The organism is Corynebacterium gottingense, from assembly GCF_007559235.1.
Taxonomy (GTDB): Bacteria; Actinomycetota; Actinomycetes; order Mycobacteriales; family Mycobacteriaceae; genus Corynebacterium; species Corynebacterium gottingense.
The window spans coordinates 362,231-381,891 of sequence record NZ_VMHH01000002.1; the positions used below are offsets into that span (position 1 = coordinate 362,231).

Below are 19,661 nucleotides of genomic sequence, written 5' to 3' on the forward strand. Positions count from 1 at the left end.
AATCAAAATGTCCGGAAGCTTTCGCAGCCTGTTGAACAATCCTAGAGTGCATATTATTCACCGAAGAGTGTCCTATCAGATGAGAAGCTGTAAGGCTAATTCATACAATCGGAATCCTTTTCTCAGAATTGAGCCGGCGTCCGGCCGTTAACTGGCACAAGTCAAAATTCCTTCATTAAGGTTCGGCTTGGGCATCCTCTTAGGCCACGTGAATACCTTAGCCAGGGCAGATATGGACAATTCGACGCTTGTCAAAAATGCGCTTGCCCCGCAGTGCAACGCGAGACAAGCGCATTATTTTTAGTGATTTTTACCACACTTGGCGCTAGATGAGCCCCTGGCTCAGCGCCCACCCGGCCCCTGCAGCGGCAATTCCGCCGAGCGCAAGCAGCACGGCGACTACGATCGCAACTGAAGAAACTGGCTCCTCCTGCTGCCGGGTCGGCTTTTCCGCCTGCTTCTCCGTCGGCGTCTTCGTGTTCAGTTTCGTGGCCGCCGCCGGGGCGCGATCGGTCACGCCGTCCAGCTTGGATTTGGCCATCCGTTTCACCTGCGGCGAGGCGTCGGACTTGAGCACGTCGTTGAGCACGCGCTCCGCCTCCTCAGCGGTGTAGTCCAGCACCGAGAGCTCGTAGCGGTCGGTGAAGACGCTCTCACCCGAGTGGTTGAAAATCTGCACATTGACCGGCAGGGTCGGGCCACTGATGCTGTTCGCGTTACGGATCGGGATCTTCACCTCGCGCTCCGAGCGCTTGTCCTGGATCCCGGCGAGGGTGATCTCCTCGGTGTAGCGCTGCCCGCCCGGGTAGTTGGCCACCAGAGTGAACCGCTCCGCGTCGGCGCCAAGGTTGCTGATGGTGCCTGTAGCGAAGTTCTCTTCGCTGGCGGTCACGATGCCGTTGTCGCCGCTTGCAGTGGTGTCCATCTGGAAGCCAGCCTTGCCCACGTTGGCAACGGCGGCGTTTTCTGCCAGCTTGCGGGGAGTTTTTTCGGACTGGTCGTCGTCGTCAAGCTGCCCGGAGCCCGTCGTCACATTGCCCTGGCCGATGTTGAAGCCGGGCAGGTCCAGGTTGGACCAGTCAGCTGGGATGGTGACGGACTGCTCACCGCACCCGCCGCCCTTGACGCAGGCGTTTACCCTCGCGTCGGTCGGCTCCTTGGCGTAGTCGAAGTAGCTGAACTGGTACAGGTAGTTCATCACGGACTTGTACTCCGGCACGTACACATCTCCCGCGAGCGGGTTGTCAGGCACCTCGGGCCCTGAGTGCCCCAGGCCCAGCGTGTGGCCGAACTCGTGGAAGATCGTGTTGCGCAGCTGCTCCTGCGTGGTCATGTCCTTGTGGTCCGCAATGTAGAAGGCGGAATCGCGGACGAGCGCGACGCCGGAGGAACGGTTCCCCTCCGCCATCTTGTCGCCGATGATGCCAAGGCGGAACACGGCCTTGCGGGGCCCAAGCAGGCGATCGCGCTCGTCGAGCAGGCGCTGAGCCTGCGACTTATCCTGGAAGTAGTACTGCTGAAAGCGCTCGGTCTTCCCGCCGTGGGGCTCCTCGTAGCCCGCAAGCGAGGCGCTCTGGTAGGTCTCGCCCGCGTCGATGTGCAGCGCGATGCCCTCCTTGGCAAAGACGTCCTCCAGGTCGCGGAGGATCGAGGTGGAAGGGCGGTACGAGTTGACGTTGGCGGTCGCGCAACCGGCGAACTGCTCAAATTCCTCCGCCGTCGGCGCGAAGTCATCCTTGCGCGCGCAGTTCAGGGTCTCCCACTCTGCCTGCATCCAGTTGAGCTGCAGGAACAGGTCCGGGCGCTCGGGATCGGCGCCCCACTTCTGAATCGGCAGTTCGGTCCCGTCCTCCAGCTTCAGGCCTTTGAGCTCCCACTCGTCGCGCAGCCCGTCGCCGTCCGTGTCAATCGCGGACTCTTGCGCCGCCACGCTTACCGACGCCCGCGCCTCCACCGATTCGCCAGGATCCAGCACCTCGATCCACTCGCCGGCCTGGAGCTTCGGTGTCCCTTCGCCAATCCCCTTGCTCTGCTCCTGTGTCAGCTGCTCGCGCGTGCCCGAAAAGTTCGGCTCCGTAAAGGACACGGTGGTGTCGTACCCCTCGGACTCCGGCCCCACCTTGTAGGTGTCCGCCTTCGTCTCGCGGGCGCTCACCTGGTAGGGATTCTGCAGCTCGTTGGCCAGCTCGATGTCCACCTGGCGGCGCTGCTTACCAGAGTTGCGCGCCCGCACGTCGACGTCGATGCGGTTCCCGTAGATACGGAAGGTGCGCGTGATCTCGACGTCCGAGCGGGCGTCCGTGTAGGTGTAGGTGATCACGTCCGCGCCGCCGTCCTTGCGCACGTCGGTTGATGCGCCCCAGTTGGGCGCGAGGTTCTTTCCATCGATCCAGATGTTTGAGTACACGGTGAACTCGTGGATACCCACCGCGGCCGCGGGGTGGACGTAGGCGAGCCGGGCGCGGGAGTCCTTGCGGACCTCGCCGTCGATCCGCCCCTGCTCGGCGTTGGGGGTCTCGCCGTGGACGCGCACGGAGATTTCTCGCTGCTCCGTGGCTGCGGAGGCCTGCGGGACGGCGACACCTCCGAGCGCGAGGGACGCGCACAGGGCGATGGCAACGGTTTTCAGGGAAGCATGCATGGTATTCACCTTTTAGATCCGGATCCCGAACTGTGAGAGCATCCGACGAATGTGGTCTTGGTTAACGAACGCGGCGTAGCCCACCCCACCAATCGCGGCGAGGAGGCCGAGGACGATGGGCACCCAGCTGTACCCGGACGATGCGCCCGACGGCGCGTCCTGCGGGGTGGGGGTCACGGTCTGCAGGGCCGGGGCGTTGGCCTTGACATTCTTGATCCGCTGCGAACCGTCCGGGTACGAGACCACCACCGGAACTTGCACCGACTTCTTCTTCGTGGCGTCAGCGTCCACGTCGACTGAGAGCTCGCCGGTGCGCTTATCGACGCTCACGTACCACCCCGGCTCGTCGAACTTCTCAGAGAGACCGAAGGTGGTCCCCTTCGGCGCGGTCGCGGTACCCTTGCTGTCTTTGCTGTCACGGCGCGCTTGCGAATCGGTGGTGACCTTGAGCGGGAGCAGCGCGGTGGTGCCGTCCGGGTACTGCGCGCGAACGCGGACGGTGTACGTGGCGTCGGCGGGCGCGCTCGCGGGAACATCGGCGCGGACGTTGCCGGTGCGCTGGTCAACGTCGACGCGCATGCCGGCGTCGTCCATGAGGACGAAGACGGTGCCCTCGGGGACGGACCCCTTCGGCTTCGCGGTGACGACGCGGCCCGTCTTGGAGACTGTTGCTGGGTAGGTCAGTGTGGTGCCGCGCTTCGGCGCCGTTGCGGTGGCCACGCCGATCCTCGCGGTGATGGTGCGCTCCGACCCGTCCGGGAAGCGGACCTTCACCGGGACCTTGACCGGCTTGGCGTCGGCCGACGGGGCGGTGACGTCGAGCGCGCCGGTGCGCTCGTTCACGCCAACGACCCACCCGCCAAGTTCAGTGTCCTCGTCGAGCGCGTACTCGGTACCGTCCGGCACGCCCTTGGAGGTATGCGCGGTGATCATCGTGTGCTGCCCGGGCCCGACCAGGACTCCGGCCTCGTAGCTCGGTGCGAGGCGGTCCGCGATCGGGGACTCGACGATTTCAAACGGGACGATCGCTTCGTCCTTCGACCCATCGGGGAAGGTGATGGCGACTTTCACCTTGATGGTGCTGCCGGGTTTCGCGTCCTTCGGCACCTTCAGCTCCACGCGGCCGTCGCTGGTGACGGTCGCGTTCGGGTTTTTTATGATGCGGTACCCGGTGCCCGCCGGCAACGGCTGCCAGCCGTACTTCTCCGGGGTGATCGTGCGGGTCGCGGCCGGCTTCGGGCTCCTGGCCCGCTCCCCCGCGCGGACGGTGCGCGGTTCGTAGGACACGTCGTACAGCGCAGCCTCAGACTGCGGTTTCCCGACCGTGATGGTCACAACGTTGTGCCCTCCGGTGGAGTTGCGGATCTCCGCCTTGTATTTCCCCGGGGCGACATTTGCCTGCGGGGCTGCTGCGACGGTGCCGTTCTGGTCGACGGTGACCCAGGTGGCGTCGAGAAGCGGCTGCCCGTCTTGGCGGGTGACCCCATCCACGACGAAGGCGACGCCTCTGCCGGCAGACTTTTGGGGGTTTGCGATCTCGATCTCGCCCGGGCGGACCTCGATGTCGCCCCAGCCGAAGTTCTCAACCGGTGCGAGCGTGGGCTTGGGTGCGGGCTTCTTCGTGGTGGGAGTTGGCTTGGGTGCGGGCTTCTTCGTGGTGCGGGTCGGCTTGGGTGCGGGCTTCTTCGTGGTGGGGGTCGGCTTGGGTACGGGCTTCTTCGTGGTGAGGGTCGGCTTGGGCTTTGTGGTGGTCTTCGGTGTGGTCTTCTTCGGTGTGGTCTTCTTCGTCGTGGGAGCTGGCTTGGGAGCTGGCTTGGGAGTTGGCGTTGGTGCGAGCGTGACCTCGAGCGCCACAGTCTTATTGGGCGAAACCACTACGCTCGTGGTGCTCGCTGTATAACCATCCGCAACCACGTCGACGACGTAGGTACCCGGGGGGAGCCCCGCAGCCTGGAATGCCCCGTTGTTGTCCGTGGTTGCGGCAATGGCCCGGGCCGGGTCGTCCTCAGCGTGCACCTTCACCGCGGCTCCGGCTATCGGGGTCTTGCGGTCCGAGACGACCACCCCGGACAGCGCGCCGGTCATGCGCTTGACCGGAACGTGCACAGACGCTATCTCGCCCGGAGCGACGGTCACCCCCTGGAGCACGCCGCCCTCGATCGTTTCTGTCGCAGACACGGAGATGTCGTACGTGCCCGGTTTCAGGTCAGGGAACTGGAAACTCCCGTCTCGATTCGTGACGGTTTTGTGCTTGCCGGTGCTGACGTTTACCCCGGCGACGGGGGTGCCGGAGGAATCGACCACGGTGCCGGCAATCGCGCCCGGTTTCGCGTCGACGGTGATGTCCCTCGCCCGGTTGCGCTCGGTGGGCTCGGCCCACACACTGCTGCTGGTGGGCAGCGTGCGCGCGGAGCCTCCGACACTGATTTTTTGTTCCCCCTCCGGCACGCGGGTGAGGGTAAACGTTCCGTCGGCGTCCGTGGTGGTTTCCAACTCGCCGATGGAGACGGGGACGCCCTCGACGGGCTTCGTGTACTCGTCGATCACGCGGCCCATCACGCCGATGGGTGTCAGCTCGATCGGGGTCGGGGTGTATTCCTGGCCGCTCGCCACGGTGAGGGAAACTGGCTGCTCGGCGAAGTACCCGTCCAGAGTGCCCGACTTGATGGTGTAGGTTCGGCCTGGTTCCACGTCGGCGAAGGTGACGGTACCGTCCGCGTTGGTGGTTTGGGTTTGGAGGGGTTTGCCGTCGGCGCCAACAAGCGAGACCTCGACGCCCTCGGCCGGCTCGGCGGAGTCGGCGCGCACCACCTTGCTGTGGATGGTGGCGGGCTGCGCGTCGAGCGGCTCCGCAAACCCGCGGGCGCCGACGGATGAGTTGTATGCGCGCCATGGCAACGTGTCCGCGCCAGCCGCGTTGCTGATGAACAGCGCCTCCGCTTGTCCGATGGTCACTGTCTTGGGCAGCGTAATGTCCAGCCATTTGTAGCCGCGGGCGTCCTCGAACCCGTAGCCCGTCACCGCGCCGAAGTCCTCGGTCACCTTTCCGTTCGTCTTCAGCTGAACCTGATATCTCTCCTCTGCGGGGAAGGAACGATTCACGTTGGAATAGCGACCCGTTGGCGTTGGGTAGTTCGGGTCCGCTACCCGGTCAGGCAGGAAGTACATGCGCACGGACCGGACCGATTTCGACTCATAGTCGCCGTCCTCGAGTTTGAAGAGCCCGCCCCAGCTCCGCCGCGCGTTGATGCTTTGGTCATCGGTCGTGGCGTAGAGCGCAAACCCGGCTGCCTCGTCCAGCACGTCGGCCGCATGCGCGACCGGGAGCAGGGTGGGCGGCACGGCGACGACACCGGACGCGAGACAAGCAACGACTGTTGCTACGGCGAAATTACGGCTCCGAAAACCCCGCACCATATCAATTCCCAGACTTTCCTTGAGGGCAACACAGGTAACTCCATTAATTTAACTACAGATATGCCTAAACTGCACGTTTGCAGAACGCGGGCCAGATTCCGCGCGAGCGGAGTCGTTTTACTCAGCAAAGGAGGCGCGTGCTGGGTATCGTGAATCGGAGGTGTCGGCGCGCTCAGCGTCGACAAGCTTTTGCATGTGTTGACGGAAAGGTTGTTCGGAAGTGAAGATTGCGGTTCTCGGTGGGGATGGATTCTGTGGCTGGCCGGCCTCGTTGCACCTCTCCGACCTCGGTCACGACGTGGTAATTGTGGACAATCTGTCTCGCCGCGCTATCGACGAGGAACTGGGTGTGGCCTCCCTGACCCCGATCGCTTCTGCTGAGGAGCGCCTGCAGGCGTGGAACGAAGTGTCCGGGCACACGATCGGCTTCCGCAATCTCGATGTCGCGCAGGACTACGAGGGGCTGCTCGCTTTCATCCAGGAGTTCCAACCGGATGCAGTGATTCACTACGCCGAGCAGCGCGCCGCGCCGTACTCCATGAAGACGCCGCGGGCGAAGCGATACACGGTAGATAACAACGTCAACGCGACGCACAACCTGCTCGTGGCCATCGTGGAATCCGGGCTGGACGTGCACGTCGTACACCTGGGCACCATGGGCGTCTACGGCTACGGCACCGCCGGGATGGAGATTCCGGAGGGCTACCTGGACATCAAGGTGGACACCGAGGACAGCACCACCGTTGAACAGGAGATCCTCTACCCCACCAACCCGGGGTCGGTCTACCACATGACCAAGGTGCTGGATCAGAACATCTTCGCCTTCTACGCCAAGAACGACGAGCTGCGCATCACCGACCTCCACCAGGGCATCATCTGGGGCACCCACACCGCGCAGACGCAGCGCGACGAGCGCCTGATCAACCGCTTCGACTACGACGGCGACTACGGCACCGTGCTCAACCGCTTCCTCATGCAGGCCGCCGTGGGCTACCCGCTCACCGTCCACGGCACTGGCGGGCAGACGCGCGCCTTCATCCACATCCAGGACATGTGCAAGTGCATCCAGATCGCCCTGGAAAACCCGCCTGCCAAGGGCGACCGCGTGAAGATCTTCAACCAGATGACGGAGACGCACCGCGTGCGGGACCTGGCGCAGCTCGTCGCAAAGCTCTCGGGCGCCGAAGTACAGATGGTGCCGAACCCGCGCAAGGAATCCGCCGAGAACGAGCTGCACGTGAAGAACGACACCTTTATCGGGCTCGGGCTCGAGCCCACCAAGCTGGCGGAGGGCCTGCTCACCGAGGTCGAGGACGTGGCGCGCAAGTATGCCGACCGGGCGGACCGCTCGAAGATCCCGGCGCGCTCCCTGTGGACGGCCAAGCAGGCTGCGGGTGTGCCGACCGGCGAGCAGTAACCCTATGCGCATTGCGATAGTCACCGAGGTTTTCCTACCGAAAATCGACGGGGTGGTTACACGCATCACCCGCCACCTCGACCAGCTGGCAGAGATGGGGCACGAAGTCATCATCTTCGCACCGGGCAACCCTCCCACGGAGTATGCGGGATTCGAGGTCGTGCCTATCCCCTCGCGGGCGCTGAAGGTTTACCCGGAGGTCAAACACGGCATGCTCGGGCCAAAGGCGTTTCGTCGCCTCCGCGAGTTCAATCCCGACATTGTGCACGCGGTCAACCCAATCTGGACCGCGGGCTGGTCATCGCTTGTCATCTCGCGCTTTTTCCCCATGCTCGCCTCGTTCCACACCGATGTGCCGGAATACTGCGTCAAGCTGGGCATTCCGTGGGTCAAACCCATTGCGAAGTGGGGCCTTCGCACGTTCCACGGCCGTGCAGCAATCAACCTTGTCACATCTGGTCCGATGATGGACAAAGCTGCTGAGTATCGCATCCCCCACGTTCGCCTGTGGCCGAAGGCCGTCGACACAGAACGCTTTACGCCAGAGGCTCGTTCAGTGTCGATGCGCGAGCGCCTAGGTGGCGGCCCGCTCGTAATGTTTGTCGGCCGCATCTCCGCGGAAAAATCCGTCGAGCGTTGCTTCCCCATCATGGAGGAAGTCCGCAAGCGAGTCCCTGGTGCGCGTATCGCGTTCGTAGGCGAGGGCCCGCTTTACGACGAGGTACGTTCCAGCGCCCCCGACTGGGCCGTCTTCACCGGCTACCTCTCGGGGGCCGAGCTCGCTGCCGCCTACGCTTCCGGCGATGTTTTGTTGTTCCCCTCCACCACCGAAACGCTTGGCTTCGCCGCACTTGAATCCTTCGCGTCGGGCCTTCCGGTCGTGGCTGCCAACGCCGGCGGCCTGCCCTTTGTCATTGACGACGGCGAAACTGGCATCCTTGTGGATCCAGATGCGCCGGAAACCACGTGGGCCGATGAAATTGCGCGCGTGCTCCAAGACGACGCATTGCGCACCCAGCTTTCCACCGCAGCCCGGGCAGAAGCGCAGCGCTGGACGTGGCGAGCTTCCTCAGAGCAGGTGGTCGATTACTACGACGAGGTTATTCGAAACGCAGGACGGTGACCTCGGCGGTCTCCCCGCCCGCGTATTCGCGGGATTCCGTCGCTGTCCGCACTCTCGCCGAAGGATCAATGTCCTGGTAAGGGTCCACACCCGGACCACAGGCATCAACGTTGCGCGGGTCGAACCACTCGATATTTGCGCGGCCGTCTGCGATCACGCCGATGCCGGAGGCGGTCTCCCAAGCCTGGATATCGCCGTCAATGCCGGGCACGTCGTCTGGGTTGAAGCCGAGGCGCTGCGCTTCGGCCTTGTCCGTGTACGGGCAGAATACGTACGCCCGCTCCACTCCCGGCCCCGCCACATCCGCGACGGTGAAGTCTCCGGCGAGCGCGGCGTCCTGCAGCCCCATTTCGGTGCCGTGCGCACCGCAGCCGGCCAGCGCGAACACGCTGGCAACGACGGCGATCTTACGGCGCATGCCCATAGTTACTTGATGCTCTCCGGAGCCTTGCGCTCCGGGTAGATCTTCGGGCGCACGCCCGCGATCTCCTCCACCACGCGCACCACCTGGTGGGAGTAGCCGTACTCGTTGTCGTACCAGACGTAGAGCACCAGGTGGTTGCCGGAGGCGATCGTGGCCAGGCCGTCCACCACGGAGGCGTGCGTCGTGCCCAGCAGGTCCGTCGAGACGACCTCGGGCGACTGGATGTAGTCGATCTGCTGGCGCAAGTTGGAGTCCGTGGACACGCGACGCAGGAAGTTGTTGACCTCCTCCTTCTCCACCTCGGTCTCCAGATCCAGGTTGAGCACCGCCATCGACACATCCGGGGTGGGCACGCGGATGGCGTTGCCCGTTAGCTTGCCCTCGAATTCCGGCAGCGCCTTGGACACAGCCTTGGCGGCGCCGGTCTCGGTCAGCACCATGTTGAGACCAGCTGCGCGACCACGACGGTCGCCCTTGTGGAAGTTGTCCGCCAGGTTCTGGTCGTTGGTGTAGGCGTGGACGGTCTCCACGTGGCCGTGCTTGACGCCGTAACGGTCGTTGATCACCTTCAGCACCGGCGTAATGCCGTTGGTGGTGCACGATGCAGCAGAAAGCACCTTCTCATCACCAATCATGTCCTGGTTAATGCCGTAGACAATGTTCGGGATGTCGCCCTTGCCCGGTGCGGTGAGCAGGACGCGGTCCACGCCCTTGGACTCGAGGTGCTTGGACAGCCCCTCGCGGTTGCGCCACGCGCCGGTGTTGTCCACCACAATCGCGTCGTTGATACCGTAGGCGGTGTAGTCCACCTCAGCCGGATCGTTGGCGTAGATCATCTGGATCGGGGTGCCGTTCGCCCAGATGATTTCCTTTTCCTTATCCACGGTGATCGTGCCGTCGAACGCGCCGTGGACAGAGTCGCGGCGCAGCAAGGACGCGCGCTTCACAATGTCGTCCTCGCCCTTCTTGCGCACCACGACGGCACGCAGACGCACGCCGCCGTAGGCAGCCTCGCGGGAAATGAGGATGCGGGCGAGCAGGCGACCGATGCGCCCGAAGCCGTACAGGACAACGTCGCGAGCCTGCAGCTCCGAGGAGGTCCCGACGACCTCGGCGAGCTCCTCTTCCAGGAACTCGCGCAGATCCTTGCCATCCGTGCGGGAGTAGTTCTTTGCCAGGCGACCCAGGTCGATCGACGCGGTACCCAGGTCCATCTTGACCAGTTCCTTCAGGATGGGCAGCGTGTCATCCAGTGGCAGTTCGCGCTCAACGATGCGGCGCGCGTAGCGGTGCGCCTTGATGATGTCGATGTCCGTGGCCCCCAGGAGCAGGCGGCCGTAGATAGACGTGACCGCGTTGTGCTCGCGGTGCAGCTGGCTGATCAGCGGGAGCATCTCCTGCGCGAGAGTGAGCTTGTGGTTCCAGTCAGCGGCGGGGGTAGTTGATTGTGTCACTGTAGTCCTCAAATACGGTCGTTGGTGTACGAATCATGTTCGGTTCGGGGGCATTCCGAAGTCCCACATGCACCCCTATCTTAGCGCGCCCGGCCGCGCGCGACGACGAGAGTTCACCCTAAAGAAAACCGCGTGTTACCTAGGCGTTCTTCGGCACACACATCACACCATTGATTGGTTCGGTGTCAGTTTCCGCGCACACCCCGGTTCGTGCTTTCGCTCAGAGATGGGAGTTCCTGCGGTGCCAACACCGCTACTTCGGCGTAGCATGTCTGCCATGGATTTGAGCTCGCAGCTGAACTACAACATGCACTCCGGCGCGCAGGACCTTCGCGACGCACTTTTCACCCCGACGACGGAGATCCTGCCCGGATCGTGGCAGGCCTCCCTCAACGACCTGAGCTACTCAGTCATCGGCCTGTGGGACTCGATCGTCCGCGCAGTGGAGACGTTTCTCATCTAAAGAGTCAGCCCTCCCCTACTTCAGCACCGCCCTGTACTTCTCCGGCGACGGCTGGGGCGCGAACGACGGCGCCTGATCCTTGTCCACCAGCACCGCGCGTACACCCTCCGCAAAGTCCGGCTCCCCGCGCATCAGCTCGCCGAGCACACGCTCGTTGTCCAGGGAGCCGGCGAGGTCTTGGTTGGCGTTGGCGTGAAAAAGCTCGGCCGCGGCGACGAGCGCGGAGGGCGAGGCCTGCGCGGTAAATTCGCGGACCTTGGCGCCGAATTCTCCGGCGACGTCGAGGCGGCCCTCAATCTCGGCCCACGAACCGGAGAAGACCTCCTCGATCTGCTCGTACCACCGGGCAAGCCCGCTCTCGCCGGCGGGGAGGGCGAGGGCGTCAAGGGCGGTGACGCCCTCGTCGATAAGCCTTTCTACGAGCCCCTCGAGCGTCTCCACCTTGTGCGAGGCCAGGCCGAGCGCGAGCATGTCGTCCGCGGTCATGCGGTAGCCGGTCAGCCCAAGGAACTTCCCGAGCGCGAGCGACGGGCGGGCCGGCAGGTGCTGCAGCTTCCAGGATTGGCCCACGTCCGTGATGTAGCCGATGTTCATCTCCGGCATGGAGGCGAACGCGTCCTTGTGCACCACCAGGTGCGAGCCGAGCGCCGAGATCCCCATGCCGCCGCCCATGTCCACGCCGGAGACCAGCGCGATATACGGCTTGGGGTAGTTGGCAATGTAGTTGTTCATCTCGTATTCCTCGGCGAAGAACGCGCTGATCTCCTCGGCCCTTCCGGCAAGGACGCCCTCGCGCGCGTACTTCACGTCGCCGCCCGAGCAGAAGTGCTTGGAACTCGAGCAGACGATCACCTGCGTGATCGCGTCGTCGGCCTCCCACGCGCGCAGTGCCGTGTAGATGCCATGGATCATTTCGCCGTTGAGCGAATTCAGCGCCTTCGGCCGGTTGAGCGTGATGATGCCCGTGGTGCCGTGGACATCGATGTTGAGCAATTCGGTGTTCAAGGATTCAGTCATACCCCCTAGTGTTGCACATCACAGCGAATGCAGGTGTGGAGACAGCGGGTATGGTGTGAAGAATGAATGCCCCGCGCTTGGTTGCCCTCGATATGGACGGAACGCTTCTTACCCCCAGCGGGGCGATCCCCGAGCACTTTTGGCACACGCTCGACCGGGCGCGCGCCGCCGACATCACCGTCGCCCCCGCCTCCGGCCGCCAGCTGGCCACGCTGCGCTCCATGTTTGCGCGCAACGAGCCCGACACCTTTATCGCGGAAAACGGAGCCGTGGTCCAGCACCTGGGCGAGATAGTGTCCGCCGTCACCATGCCGGAGGACACCGTGCGTCGCTTTGTCGACGCCTTCCCGCACGCCCCCTTCGCCGCCCACCCCGTCATGTGCACGCCCGAGGCCTCCTTCACGCTCGCCGACACCCCCGCCGAGGTGCGGCGCGAGGTGGACAAGTACTACCTGGCCAACTCGCACATCAGCACGCTTGCCGACGCCCCCGCGCACCGCATCGTCAAAATCGCCCTCTTCGTCGACGGCGACGCCGAATCAGATGGCCTTCCCTGGGTCCGGGAGACGGTGCCGGAGCTCGAGGCGCTCGTCAGCTCCAAGCACTGGCTGGACATCATGCCGCCCGCCGCATCCAAGGGCGCGGCGCTCACCGCGCTGGCGGCAACCCTCGGCATCGCGCAGGAGGACACCGCCGCGATCGGCGATTACCTCAACGACTTCTCCATGCTGCAGGCCGCCGGCACCGCCGTCGCGATGGGGAACGCGCACCCGGAGCTCAAGGCGATTGCGCATGAGGTCATTGGGACGAATGGGGAGAACGCAGCCGTCGATAAGCTTGCCCAATGGGCCAAATGATCGACTTCGCACAACCCGCTGACCTCGTCGCCCCGCAACTGCTGGGGTGCCTGGTCACGCACCGCGGCGTGACGGTGCGACTGACCGAGGTGGAGGCCTATACGGGCGCAAGCGACCCGGCCGCGCACACGCACCGGGGGAAGACCGCTCGCAACGCCGCCATGTTCGGGCCGGGCGGGCGGCTGTACGTCTACCTGTCGTACGGGATCCACCTCAACGGCAACATTGTCTGCGCGCCGGAGGGCGACGGGCAGGGCTGCCTCATGCGCGGCGGCGAAGTCATCGCGGGCGAGTCGCTGGCGCGGAAGCGACGGCAGCGGCCTGATCGCAACCGGATTCCCTTTGCAAATCTGGCGCGCGGTCCAGGGAATTTAGGGCAGGCGCTGGGGCTCGAGCTCGCGGATAACGGGACGCCAGTTGAGCTCACGCCGCGAGAGACGGAGCCGGAATGGGTGGCCGGGCCGCGCATTGGCATTAGCAAAAACGCGGAGGCCCCCCTCAGGTTCTGGATCCCGCGCGACCCGACCGTGTCCACGCCGCGCGGGTACCCGAAGCAGTAACGCTACTTCTTCTTCTTTTTGCCCTTCTTGTGCTTCTTGCCGGGCTTTTCCGGCTCAACGCGGCGCTGCTCCAGCTTCGCGGCGGCGTCCGGCACATAGCGGAACTCCTCGCGCGGGGGGCGCTCGTAGTCGGTGATCTCCGGGCGCTCCGGAATCTCCGGCAGGTCCACCTCGACGTGCTCGTAGGGCACCGTGGACAGGAGGTGCGAGATGACGTTGATGCGCGAGCGCTTCTTGTCCTCGCTCTCCACCGTGTACCAGGGCGCGGACGGGATGTCGGTGTGGATGAACATCTCGTCCTTGGCGCGGGAGTAATCCTCCCAGCGAGTGATGGACTCCAAGTCCATCGGCGAGAGCTTCCACTGGCGCAGCGGGTCCTCTTTGCGGGACTGGAAGCGCTTATATTGCTCCTCGTCGGACACCGAGAACCAGTACTTGCGCAGCATGATCCCGTCTTCTACCAGGAGGCGCTCGAAAATCGGGGCCTGGTGGAGGAAGCGGCGGTACTCCTGCGAGGAGCAGAAGCCCATCACGCGCTCGACGCCGGCGCGGTTGTACCAGGAGCGGTCAAAAATCACGATCTCGCCCGCTGCTGGGAGCCGCTCGACGTAGCGCTGGAAGTACCACTGCCCCTGCTCGCGCTCGGTCGGCTTTGGCAGCGCCTCGATGCGGCAGGTGCGCGGGTTCATGTACTGGGTGATCCGTTTGATCGCGGACCCCTTGCCGGCAGCGTCGCGCCCCTCCATCACGATGACGAGACGCGCGCCGGTGCGCACGACCCACTGCTGCATCTGCACAAGCTCCGCCTGGAGACGCACGAGCTCCTGCTCGTACGCCTTCTTAGAAAGCTTCGGCGGCTTCTTCGCCACATGTTCTTCGCTCATGTACTTCACCGTACCCAGGGTGAAAGCTGCCGAGCAAAAATGCCCAACCTAGCGGTTGACCTTGAATTCCGCCATCTCGTCCCACTCGGTCTTGCCCTCGATGAGCGTGTTGATGATGGTCGGGGTCTCCTTCAGGACCTTCGGGAACAGCTCCTGGGCGTCCTTGAAGTGCTGCGAGTTGACGTGCGCCTCAGCGGCGTCGTCCTTGAACGCCTCAACGAGCAGGTACTCCTTCGGGTCATCCTCGGAGCGGTACCAGTTGAAGAAGAGGCAGCCGTCCTCGGCGCGGCTGGCGTTGGTGAACTCCGACACGACCTCGCGGAAGTTCTCTACATGCTCATCAAGCGGCTTGAATCGAACGTTAATCAAAATCATGTGCACCACCGTACCCGGAGTTGACGGATGGGATTGCGCGCCAATTGTTCAACAACTCTGCGCTACGCTTGTCTGCAATGTACGCGCTCGCACTCGGCCCGGTACATAAAGGGGGGAGTTTCCCCTCCTCCAACCGGCTGTAGCGAGTACCGTAAATATGTTGTCTTCTTCCCACCTCGAGCCGGATGCCATGCTTGCCCAAAATGTTGCCGCCGAAGTTCGCCGCGCCATCTCGCGTGGCGAGTTTTCGCCTGGCCAGAAGCTCAACGAGGTAGCGCTGGCCGAACGTTTCGGCGTCTCGCGCAACACGCTGCGCGAGGCGTTTGCCATGCTGACGTCGGAGGGGCTGTGCGAGCGACTTCCCAACCGCGGCGTGTTTTTGGCCACCCCCTCCCCCGAGTTTGTCACGGACACCTACCGCGCCCGCGCCGCCATCGAGCCCGCTGCGTTGCTGTGGGGCGAGCACCTCGACGTCGAGCGGCTCACCCTGCTCAACGAGGAAGCGCGGGAGGCGATCGCGCAGAACGATGACGACCTCGTCTCCGCGATCAATCAGGCGTTCCACCACGTCGTCCTGTCCGCGATGGGGTCCAAGACGTTGGGCGACACGATGGACCAGCTCGACGCCTTCTTGCGCCTGGCCACGCTGCCGATCGTGCAGCACCAGCCCACGTTTCACCGCCAGTTCATTGACGTCAACGAGCATCTCGTCGAGCTCCTGGTCGAGGAACGCCGGCAGGAAGCGTCCGATTACCTGCAGGAATCGCTGGAGGATCAGGGGCGGATGGTCAACGAGCTGATTGCCAAGATCAACAACGGCGAACCGATTTAGCCCACCGCATGCGTGGCGGAGTATAACTGTGTCAGGATCTGCCTGTGGCCCACGAGCCAGCACCCGCCTCGTGTGAGCCGCACCATGCATTCCGTCGCCCACGTTCAATGCTTCAGCTGTGAGAAGGGATGCCGCCTGTGAGCACCACCATTGACCTCAACGCCGACCTGGGAGAAACCACGGCCGGCAACCCCGTCGCCGACGACGCAGCCATGCTCGGCATGGTGTCGAGCGCCAACGTCGCCACCGGCTTCCACGCCGGCGACCCCCACACCATCGCGGCCACGCTGGCTGCCGCCGCGGAACACGGCGTCTCGCTCGGCGCCCACATCGCCTACCACGACCCGGCCGCGTTTGGCCGCCGCTTCGTGGACTACGAGCCGGGCATGCTTGCCAGCGAAACGCTGTACCAAATCGGCGCCCTCGACGCGCTCGCCCGTGCCCAGGGCCTGCAGGTGCGCTACGTCAAACCCCACGGCGCCCTCTACAACGCGATCGTGCACCACGAGGCGCAGGCCAAGGCGGTCATTGACGGCATCAAGGCCTTCGACCGCGACCTGCCCGTCATGCTGCTCCCAGGTGGCGTGGCCTGCGACATTGCGGAGCGCGCCGGGCTGCGCGTGATCCGCGAGGCCTTCGCCGACCGCGGCTACAACCCGGACGGCACGCTGGTGTCGCGCCGCGAGCCGAACGCGGTGATGCACGACCCAGAGCAGGTCGCCCAGCGCGTCCTGCAGGTCGCCGAAACCGGCTCCGTGACCGCCATCGACGGCACCGAGGTGCAGGTGCAGGCCGAGTCCGTTTGCGTCCACGGCGACTCGCCCGGCTCCGTCGAGCTCACCCGCAGCGTGGTCGAGCGACTCGGCCAGTCCGGAATCACGATCGCGAGCTTCCTATGAGCGTACGCATCACCCCGGTAGGCACCCGCGGGCTCATGGTGGACCTGCCCGACCTGACCACCGTGATGAACTGGCACGCCTTCCTCAAGGCGAACCCGCTGCCGCGCCAGACCGACGTCATCGCCGCGGCCCGCACCGTGCTCCTCACCTTCGACTCCCCGACGGCAACGCGCGAGGCGGCGGGAAGGTTGGCGTCGATAAGCCCGAGCTCCGCCGAGCAGCGCGCACCTCGCGACGTGGAGATCGCAGTGCTTTACGACGGCGCCGACACCGCCTCCCTGGCCGAATCCCTGCACATGAGCGTGGACGAGCTGATTGCGTGGCACACCTCCACGACGTGGGTCGCGGCCTTCGGCGGGTTCGCCCCCGGCTTTACCTACTGCGTGCCGGAGGACCCGGCGCGGGCGCTGAGCGTGCCGCGGCTGACGTCCCCGCGGACCGAGGTGCCCGCCGGCGCCGTGGCCGTGGCGGGCGAGTTCTCCGCGGTCTACCCGCGCACCTCACCGGGCGGCTGGCAGCTCATCGGCACCACGCACACCCCGATGTGGGACTCCGCCGCGACCCCGCCAGCACTCGTCGCACCCGGCGACCGGGTTCACTACCGCGCCGTTGACGCGCTCGAGGACGCGACCGAGACGAGCCACCACCACCTGGCCACGCCGCCGCGCCGCCCCATCTTTTCCGTGGACGACCCGGGCATGCAGACCCTCTACCAGGACCTGGGCCGGCAGGGCAACGGCAACCTCGGCGTGACCACGTCCGGGTCGGCGGACCGGGCGAGCGCGCGTACCGCCAACGCCGCGGTGGGCAACAAGCGCAACGCCACCCTGCTGGAGAACATCGGCGGGCTGACGCTGACCGCGCTGGCTGAGACGGTCATCTGCGTCACCGGCGCCGACGCGGACGTGACGGTAGGCGGCCGCCCCGCCCTGCTGGCCACGCCGACGATCGTGCCCGCCGGCGCGGAGGTCGTCGTGGCGCCCGCCCGCCTGGGGATGCGCACCTACATCGCGGTGCGCGGCGGGCTCATCGCCGACACGGAGCTGGACTCCGCCGCGACAGACATGCTCTCCGGGCTCGGTCCCGATCCGATCCGCGCGGGTGACACCATCGCCATGTCGCTCACGCGCCCCCAGTCCGCGAACGCGCTACTGTCCAACCCATTGCGCGTGCGCAAGGAGGGCGCGACCACCACGGGCACCGTCCGCGTGGTGCTCGGGCCGCGCGACGACTGGTTCAGCCCCGCGGCGATCGAGCAGTTCCTCTCCACCACCTACACCGTCACCGCGGAATCCAACCGCGTCGGCCTGAGGCTGGACTCCGAGCAAGGCCTCGAGCGGGCGCGCACCGAGGAGCTGCCCTCCGAGGGCATGGTCGCCGGTTCCGTGCAGATCCCGCCGTCGGGCCAGCCCGTCGTGTTCCTGCGCGACCACGCCGTCACCGGCGGCTACCCGGTCATCGCCACGGTGATCAACGAGGACGTCGACATTGCCACCCAGCTCCCGCCCGGGGGCACCATCCGCTTCGAACTGTTTGAGGAAAAGAATGACTAACGCCACCCCGCACCAGCCGCTTACCGCCGTCCTGATTGCCAACCGCGGAGAGATCGCCGTGCGCATCGCGCGCACCGCCCGCGACCTAGGCATCCGCTCCATCGCCGTCTACTCCGAGCCGGACACCGGCGCGCTGCACACCCAGGTGGCGGACGAGGCCTACCTCCTGCCGGGCAAGACCTCGGCGGAGACGTACATGAACATCCCGGCGCTGATCGACATCGCCTACCGCGCCGGCGCGGACTGCCTGCATCCCGGGTACGGCTTCCTGTCCGAAAACGCCGACTTCGCCCGCACCGTCGAGGAAGCGGGCCTGCGCTGGGTGGGCCCGCCGCCGGAGGCTATCGAGCTGCTGGGCGACAAGCTGTCCGCCCGCGCGCTCGCCGTCAAGGTCGGCGCGCCGCTCGCGCCCGGCACCGGGGAGCCGCTGGAGACCTGGGAAGAGGCGCGCGACTTTGCCGCCGAGCACGGCATGCCCATCGCCATCAAGGCGGCGTTCGGCGGCGGCGGGCGCGGCCTGAAGGTCGTCTTCGACGAGGCCGACATCGAGGAGGGCTTTGCCTCCGCGGGCCGCGAGGCGAAAGAGGCGTTCGGGCGCGGCGAGTGCTACGTGGAGAAGTTCCTCGTCCACCCGCGCCACGTCGAGGCGCAGGTGCTTGCCGACGCCCACGGCAACGTCGCCGTCTTGAGCACCCGCGACTGCTCCACCCAGCGCCGCTTCCAGAAGCTCATCGAGGAGGCGCCGGCGCCGTTCCTCACCGACGAGCAGCGCACCGCCATCGAGGAGGGCGCGCGCGCCATCTGCCAGCAGGCCGGCTACCAGTCCGCGGGCACGGTGGAATACATCGTCTCCGAGGACGGCACGGTCTCCTTCCTGGAGGTCAACACCCGCGTGCAGGTGGAGCACCCGATTACCGAGCAGGTCACCGGCGTGGACATCATCGCCGAGCAGTTCCGCGTCGCCGCGGGCCTGCCCCTTTCCTTCGCCGGGAAGGACCCCGAGGTCAACGGCCACGCCTTCGAGTTCCGCATCAACGCCGAGGACATCACCAACGGCTTCGCCCCCTCCCCCGGCACGATCACCCGCTTCGACCTGCCCACCGGCCCCGGCATCCGCGTCGATTCCGGCGTGATGACCGGGTGGACCATCCCCGCCTACTACGACTCGCTGATGGGCAAGCTCGTCGTCTGGGGCCCGGACCGCGAGACCGCGATGCGCCGCGCCGAGCAGGCGCTCAAGGAGTTCTCCATCGGCGGCGTGCGCACCGTCCTGCCGTTCCACCGCGACATGATCACCGCGCCGGAGCTCACGGGCGACTCGCTCGACGTCTACACCGACTGGGTCGACCACAACTACTCACCCTCGGCGCAGCACGAGGTGGAGGACATTGAGCACATTTACGACGATCGCACGTCCCTGGTCATCGAAATCGACGGCAAGCTTCACACCGTCGGCGTGCCGGTCGCGCTGCTCTCCGGCGGCGGAGCTGCGGGCGGTAGCGCCGAGCCGGCTCCTGGTGCGGCTGATGCCGCTGGCGCAGTCACGGTGAAGTACGAGGCCACCATCGTTGAGTGGCTCGTTGCCGACGGCGACGTGGTGTCCAAGGGCGACGCCGTGGCCACCATCGAGGCAATGAAGATGGAGTCCAGCGTGAAGGCCACCCGCGACGGCCAGATCTCCCTGGCGGCGGCCGCGGGCGAGCGCGTGAAGGCGAACGCGACGATCGCCACGATTTCCTAGGGGA

16 protein-coding genes are annotated in these 19,661 nt (G+C 65.5%); 9 read left to right on the forward strand and 7 right to left on the reverse strand.

Annotated elements, in window-relative coordinates; genetic code table 11:
- Positions 1-325: 325 nt before the first annotated feature.
- The gene (locus FPH17_RS04415; protein WP_154878813.1) at positions 326-2,641 is read right to left on the reverse strand and encodes a hypothetical protein; all 2,316 of its coding nucleotides are present in this window, start codon (positions 2,639-2,641) and stop codon (positions 326-328) included.
- A gap of 12 nt (positions 2,642-2,653) precedes the next feature.
- Positions 2,654-5,983, reverse strand: a complete 3,330-nt coding sequence (locus FPH17_RS04420) for a Rib/alpha-like domain-containing protein (protein ID WP_167496773.1) — start codon at positions 5,981-5,983, stop codon at positions 2,654-2,656.
- 295 nt (positions 5,984-6,278) lie between these two features.
- On the opposite strand from FPH17_RS04420, the gene FPH17_RS04425 reads away from it, so the two are divergent.
- Together FPH17_RS04425 and FPH17_RS04430 are read left to right on the forward strand one after the other, a co-directional pair.
- Positions 6,279-7,475, forward strand: a complete 1,197-nt coding sequence (locus FPH17_RS04425; protein WP_154878815.1) for an NAD-dependent epimerase/dehydratase family protein — start codon at positions 6,279-6,281, stop codon at positions 7,473-7,475.
- 4 nt (positions 7,476-7,479) lie between these two features.
- Positions 7,480-8,598: a glycosyltransferase family 4 protein gene (locus tag FPH17_RS04430; RefSeq protein ID WP_154878816.1), complete on the forward strand. Its 1,119-nt coding sequence runs from the start codon at positions 7,480-7,482 to the stop codon at positions 8,596-8,598.
- Here the strand turns inward: FPH17_RS04430 and FPH17_RS04435 are convergent.
- Together FPH17_RS04435 and FPH17_RS04440 are read right to left on the reverse strand one after the other, a co-directional pair.
- Positions 8,576-9,016: a hypothetical protein gene (locus FPH17_RS04435; RefSeq protein WP_154878817.1), complete on the reverse strand. Its 441-nt coding sequence runs from the start codon at positions 9,014-9,016 to the stop codon at positions 8,576-8,578. The genes FPH17_RS04430 and FPH17_RS04435 overlap by 23 nt on opposite strands.
- 8 nt (positions 9,017-9,024) lie before the next feature.
- A complete protein-coding gene (locus FPH17_RS04440) occupies positions 9,025-10,476 on the reverse strand; it encodes a glyceraldehyde-3-phosphate dehydrogenase (RefSeq protein WP_154878818.1) in 1,452 nt (483 codons plus the stop codon).
- Positions 10,477-10,753: 277 nt separating this feature from the next.
- On the opposite strand from FPH17_RS04440, the gene FPH17_RS04445 reads away from it, so the two are divergent.
- Complete coding sequence (locus FPH17_RS04445) at positions 10,754-10,939, forward strand: hypothetical protein (RefSeq protein WP_122084866.1); 186 nt, start codon at positions 10,754-10,756, stop codon at positions 10,937-10,939.
- Between the two features lie 15 nt (positions 10,940-10,954).
- Here the strand turns inward: FPH17_RS04445 and FPH17_RS04450 are convergent, their stop codons facing one another.
- Complete coding sequence (locus tag FPH17_RS04450; RefSeq protein ID WP_154878819.1) at positions 10,955-11,956, reverse strand: 3-hydroxyisobutyryl-CoA hydrolase; 1,002 nt, start codon at positions 11,954-11,956, stop codon at positions 10,955-10,957.
- Positions 11,957-12,018: 62 nt separating this feature from the next.
- Between FPH17_RS04450 and FPH17_RS04455 the strand changes: the two genes are divergently transcribed.
- Complete coding sequence (locus tag FPH17_RS04455) at positions 12,019-12,813, forward strand: HAD family hydrolase (protein WP_154878820.1); 795 nt, start codon at positions 12,019-12,021, stop codon at positions 12,811-12,813.
- Entirely contained in the window at positions 12,810-13,373 is a 564-nt protein-coding gene (locus FPH17_RS04460; RefSeq protein ID WP_154878863.1) for a DNA-3-methyladenine glycosylase, read from the forward strand. Before FPH17_RS04455 ends, FPH17_RS04460 begins: the two co-directional genes overlap by 4 nt.
- Positions 13,374-13,375: 2 nt before the next feature.
- Here the strand turns inward: FPH17_RS04460 and ppk2 are convergent, their stop codons facing one another.
- Positions 13,376-14,257 (reverse strand): polyphosphate kinase 2, encoded by an 882-nt coding sequence (gene ppk2 / locus FPH17_RS04465; RefSeq protein ID WP_154878821.1) that lies wholly within the window; start codon positions 14,255-14,257, stop codon positions 13,376-13,378.
- A 48-nt stretch (positions 14,258-14,305) separates the two neighbouring features.
- Positions 14,306-14,632 (reverse strand): putative quinol monooxygenase, encoded by a 327-nt coding sequence (locus tag FPH17_RS04470; protein ID WP_095276950.1) that lies wholly within the window; start codon positions 14,630-14,632, stop codon positions 14,306-14,308.
- 160 nt (positions 14,633-14,792) lie between these two features.
- Here FPH17_RS04470 and FPH17_RS04475 point away from each other — a divergent pair, with 160 nt between their 5' ends.
- From FPH17_RS04475 to FPH17_RS04490, 4 genes are all read left to right on the forward strand, one after another.
- Complete coding sequence (locus FPH17_RS04475) at positions 14,793-15,464, forward strand: GntR family transcriptional regulator (protein ID WP_167496774.1); 672 nt, start codon at positions 14,793-14,795, stop codon at positions 15,462-15,464.
- Positions 15,465-15,592: 128 nt separating this feature from the next.
- Entirely contained in the window at positions 15,593-16,363 is a 771-nt protein-coding gene (locus FPH17_RS04480) for a LamB/YcsF family protein (RefSeq protein ID WP_095548478.1), read from the forward strand.
- Entirely contained in the window at positions 16,360-17,916 is a 1,557-nt protein-coding gene (locus FPH17_RS04485) for a 5-oxoprolinase subunit B/C family protein (protein WP_095276958.1), read from the forward strand. The genes FPH17_RS04480 and FPH17_RS04485 overlap by 4 nt, the downstream gene beginning before the upstream one ends.
- A complete protein-coding gene (locus FPH17_RS04490) occupies positions 17,909-19,657 on the forward strand; it encodes an acetyl/propionyl/methylcrotonyl-CoA carboxylase subunit alpha (protein ID WP_095535724.1) in 1,749 nt (582 codons plus the stop codon). Before FPH17_RS04485 ends, FPH17_RS04490 begins: the two co-directional genes overlap by 8 nt.
- The last annotated feature ends 4 nt before the right edge of the window (positions 19,658-19,661 follow it).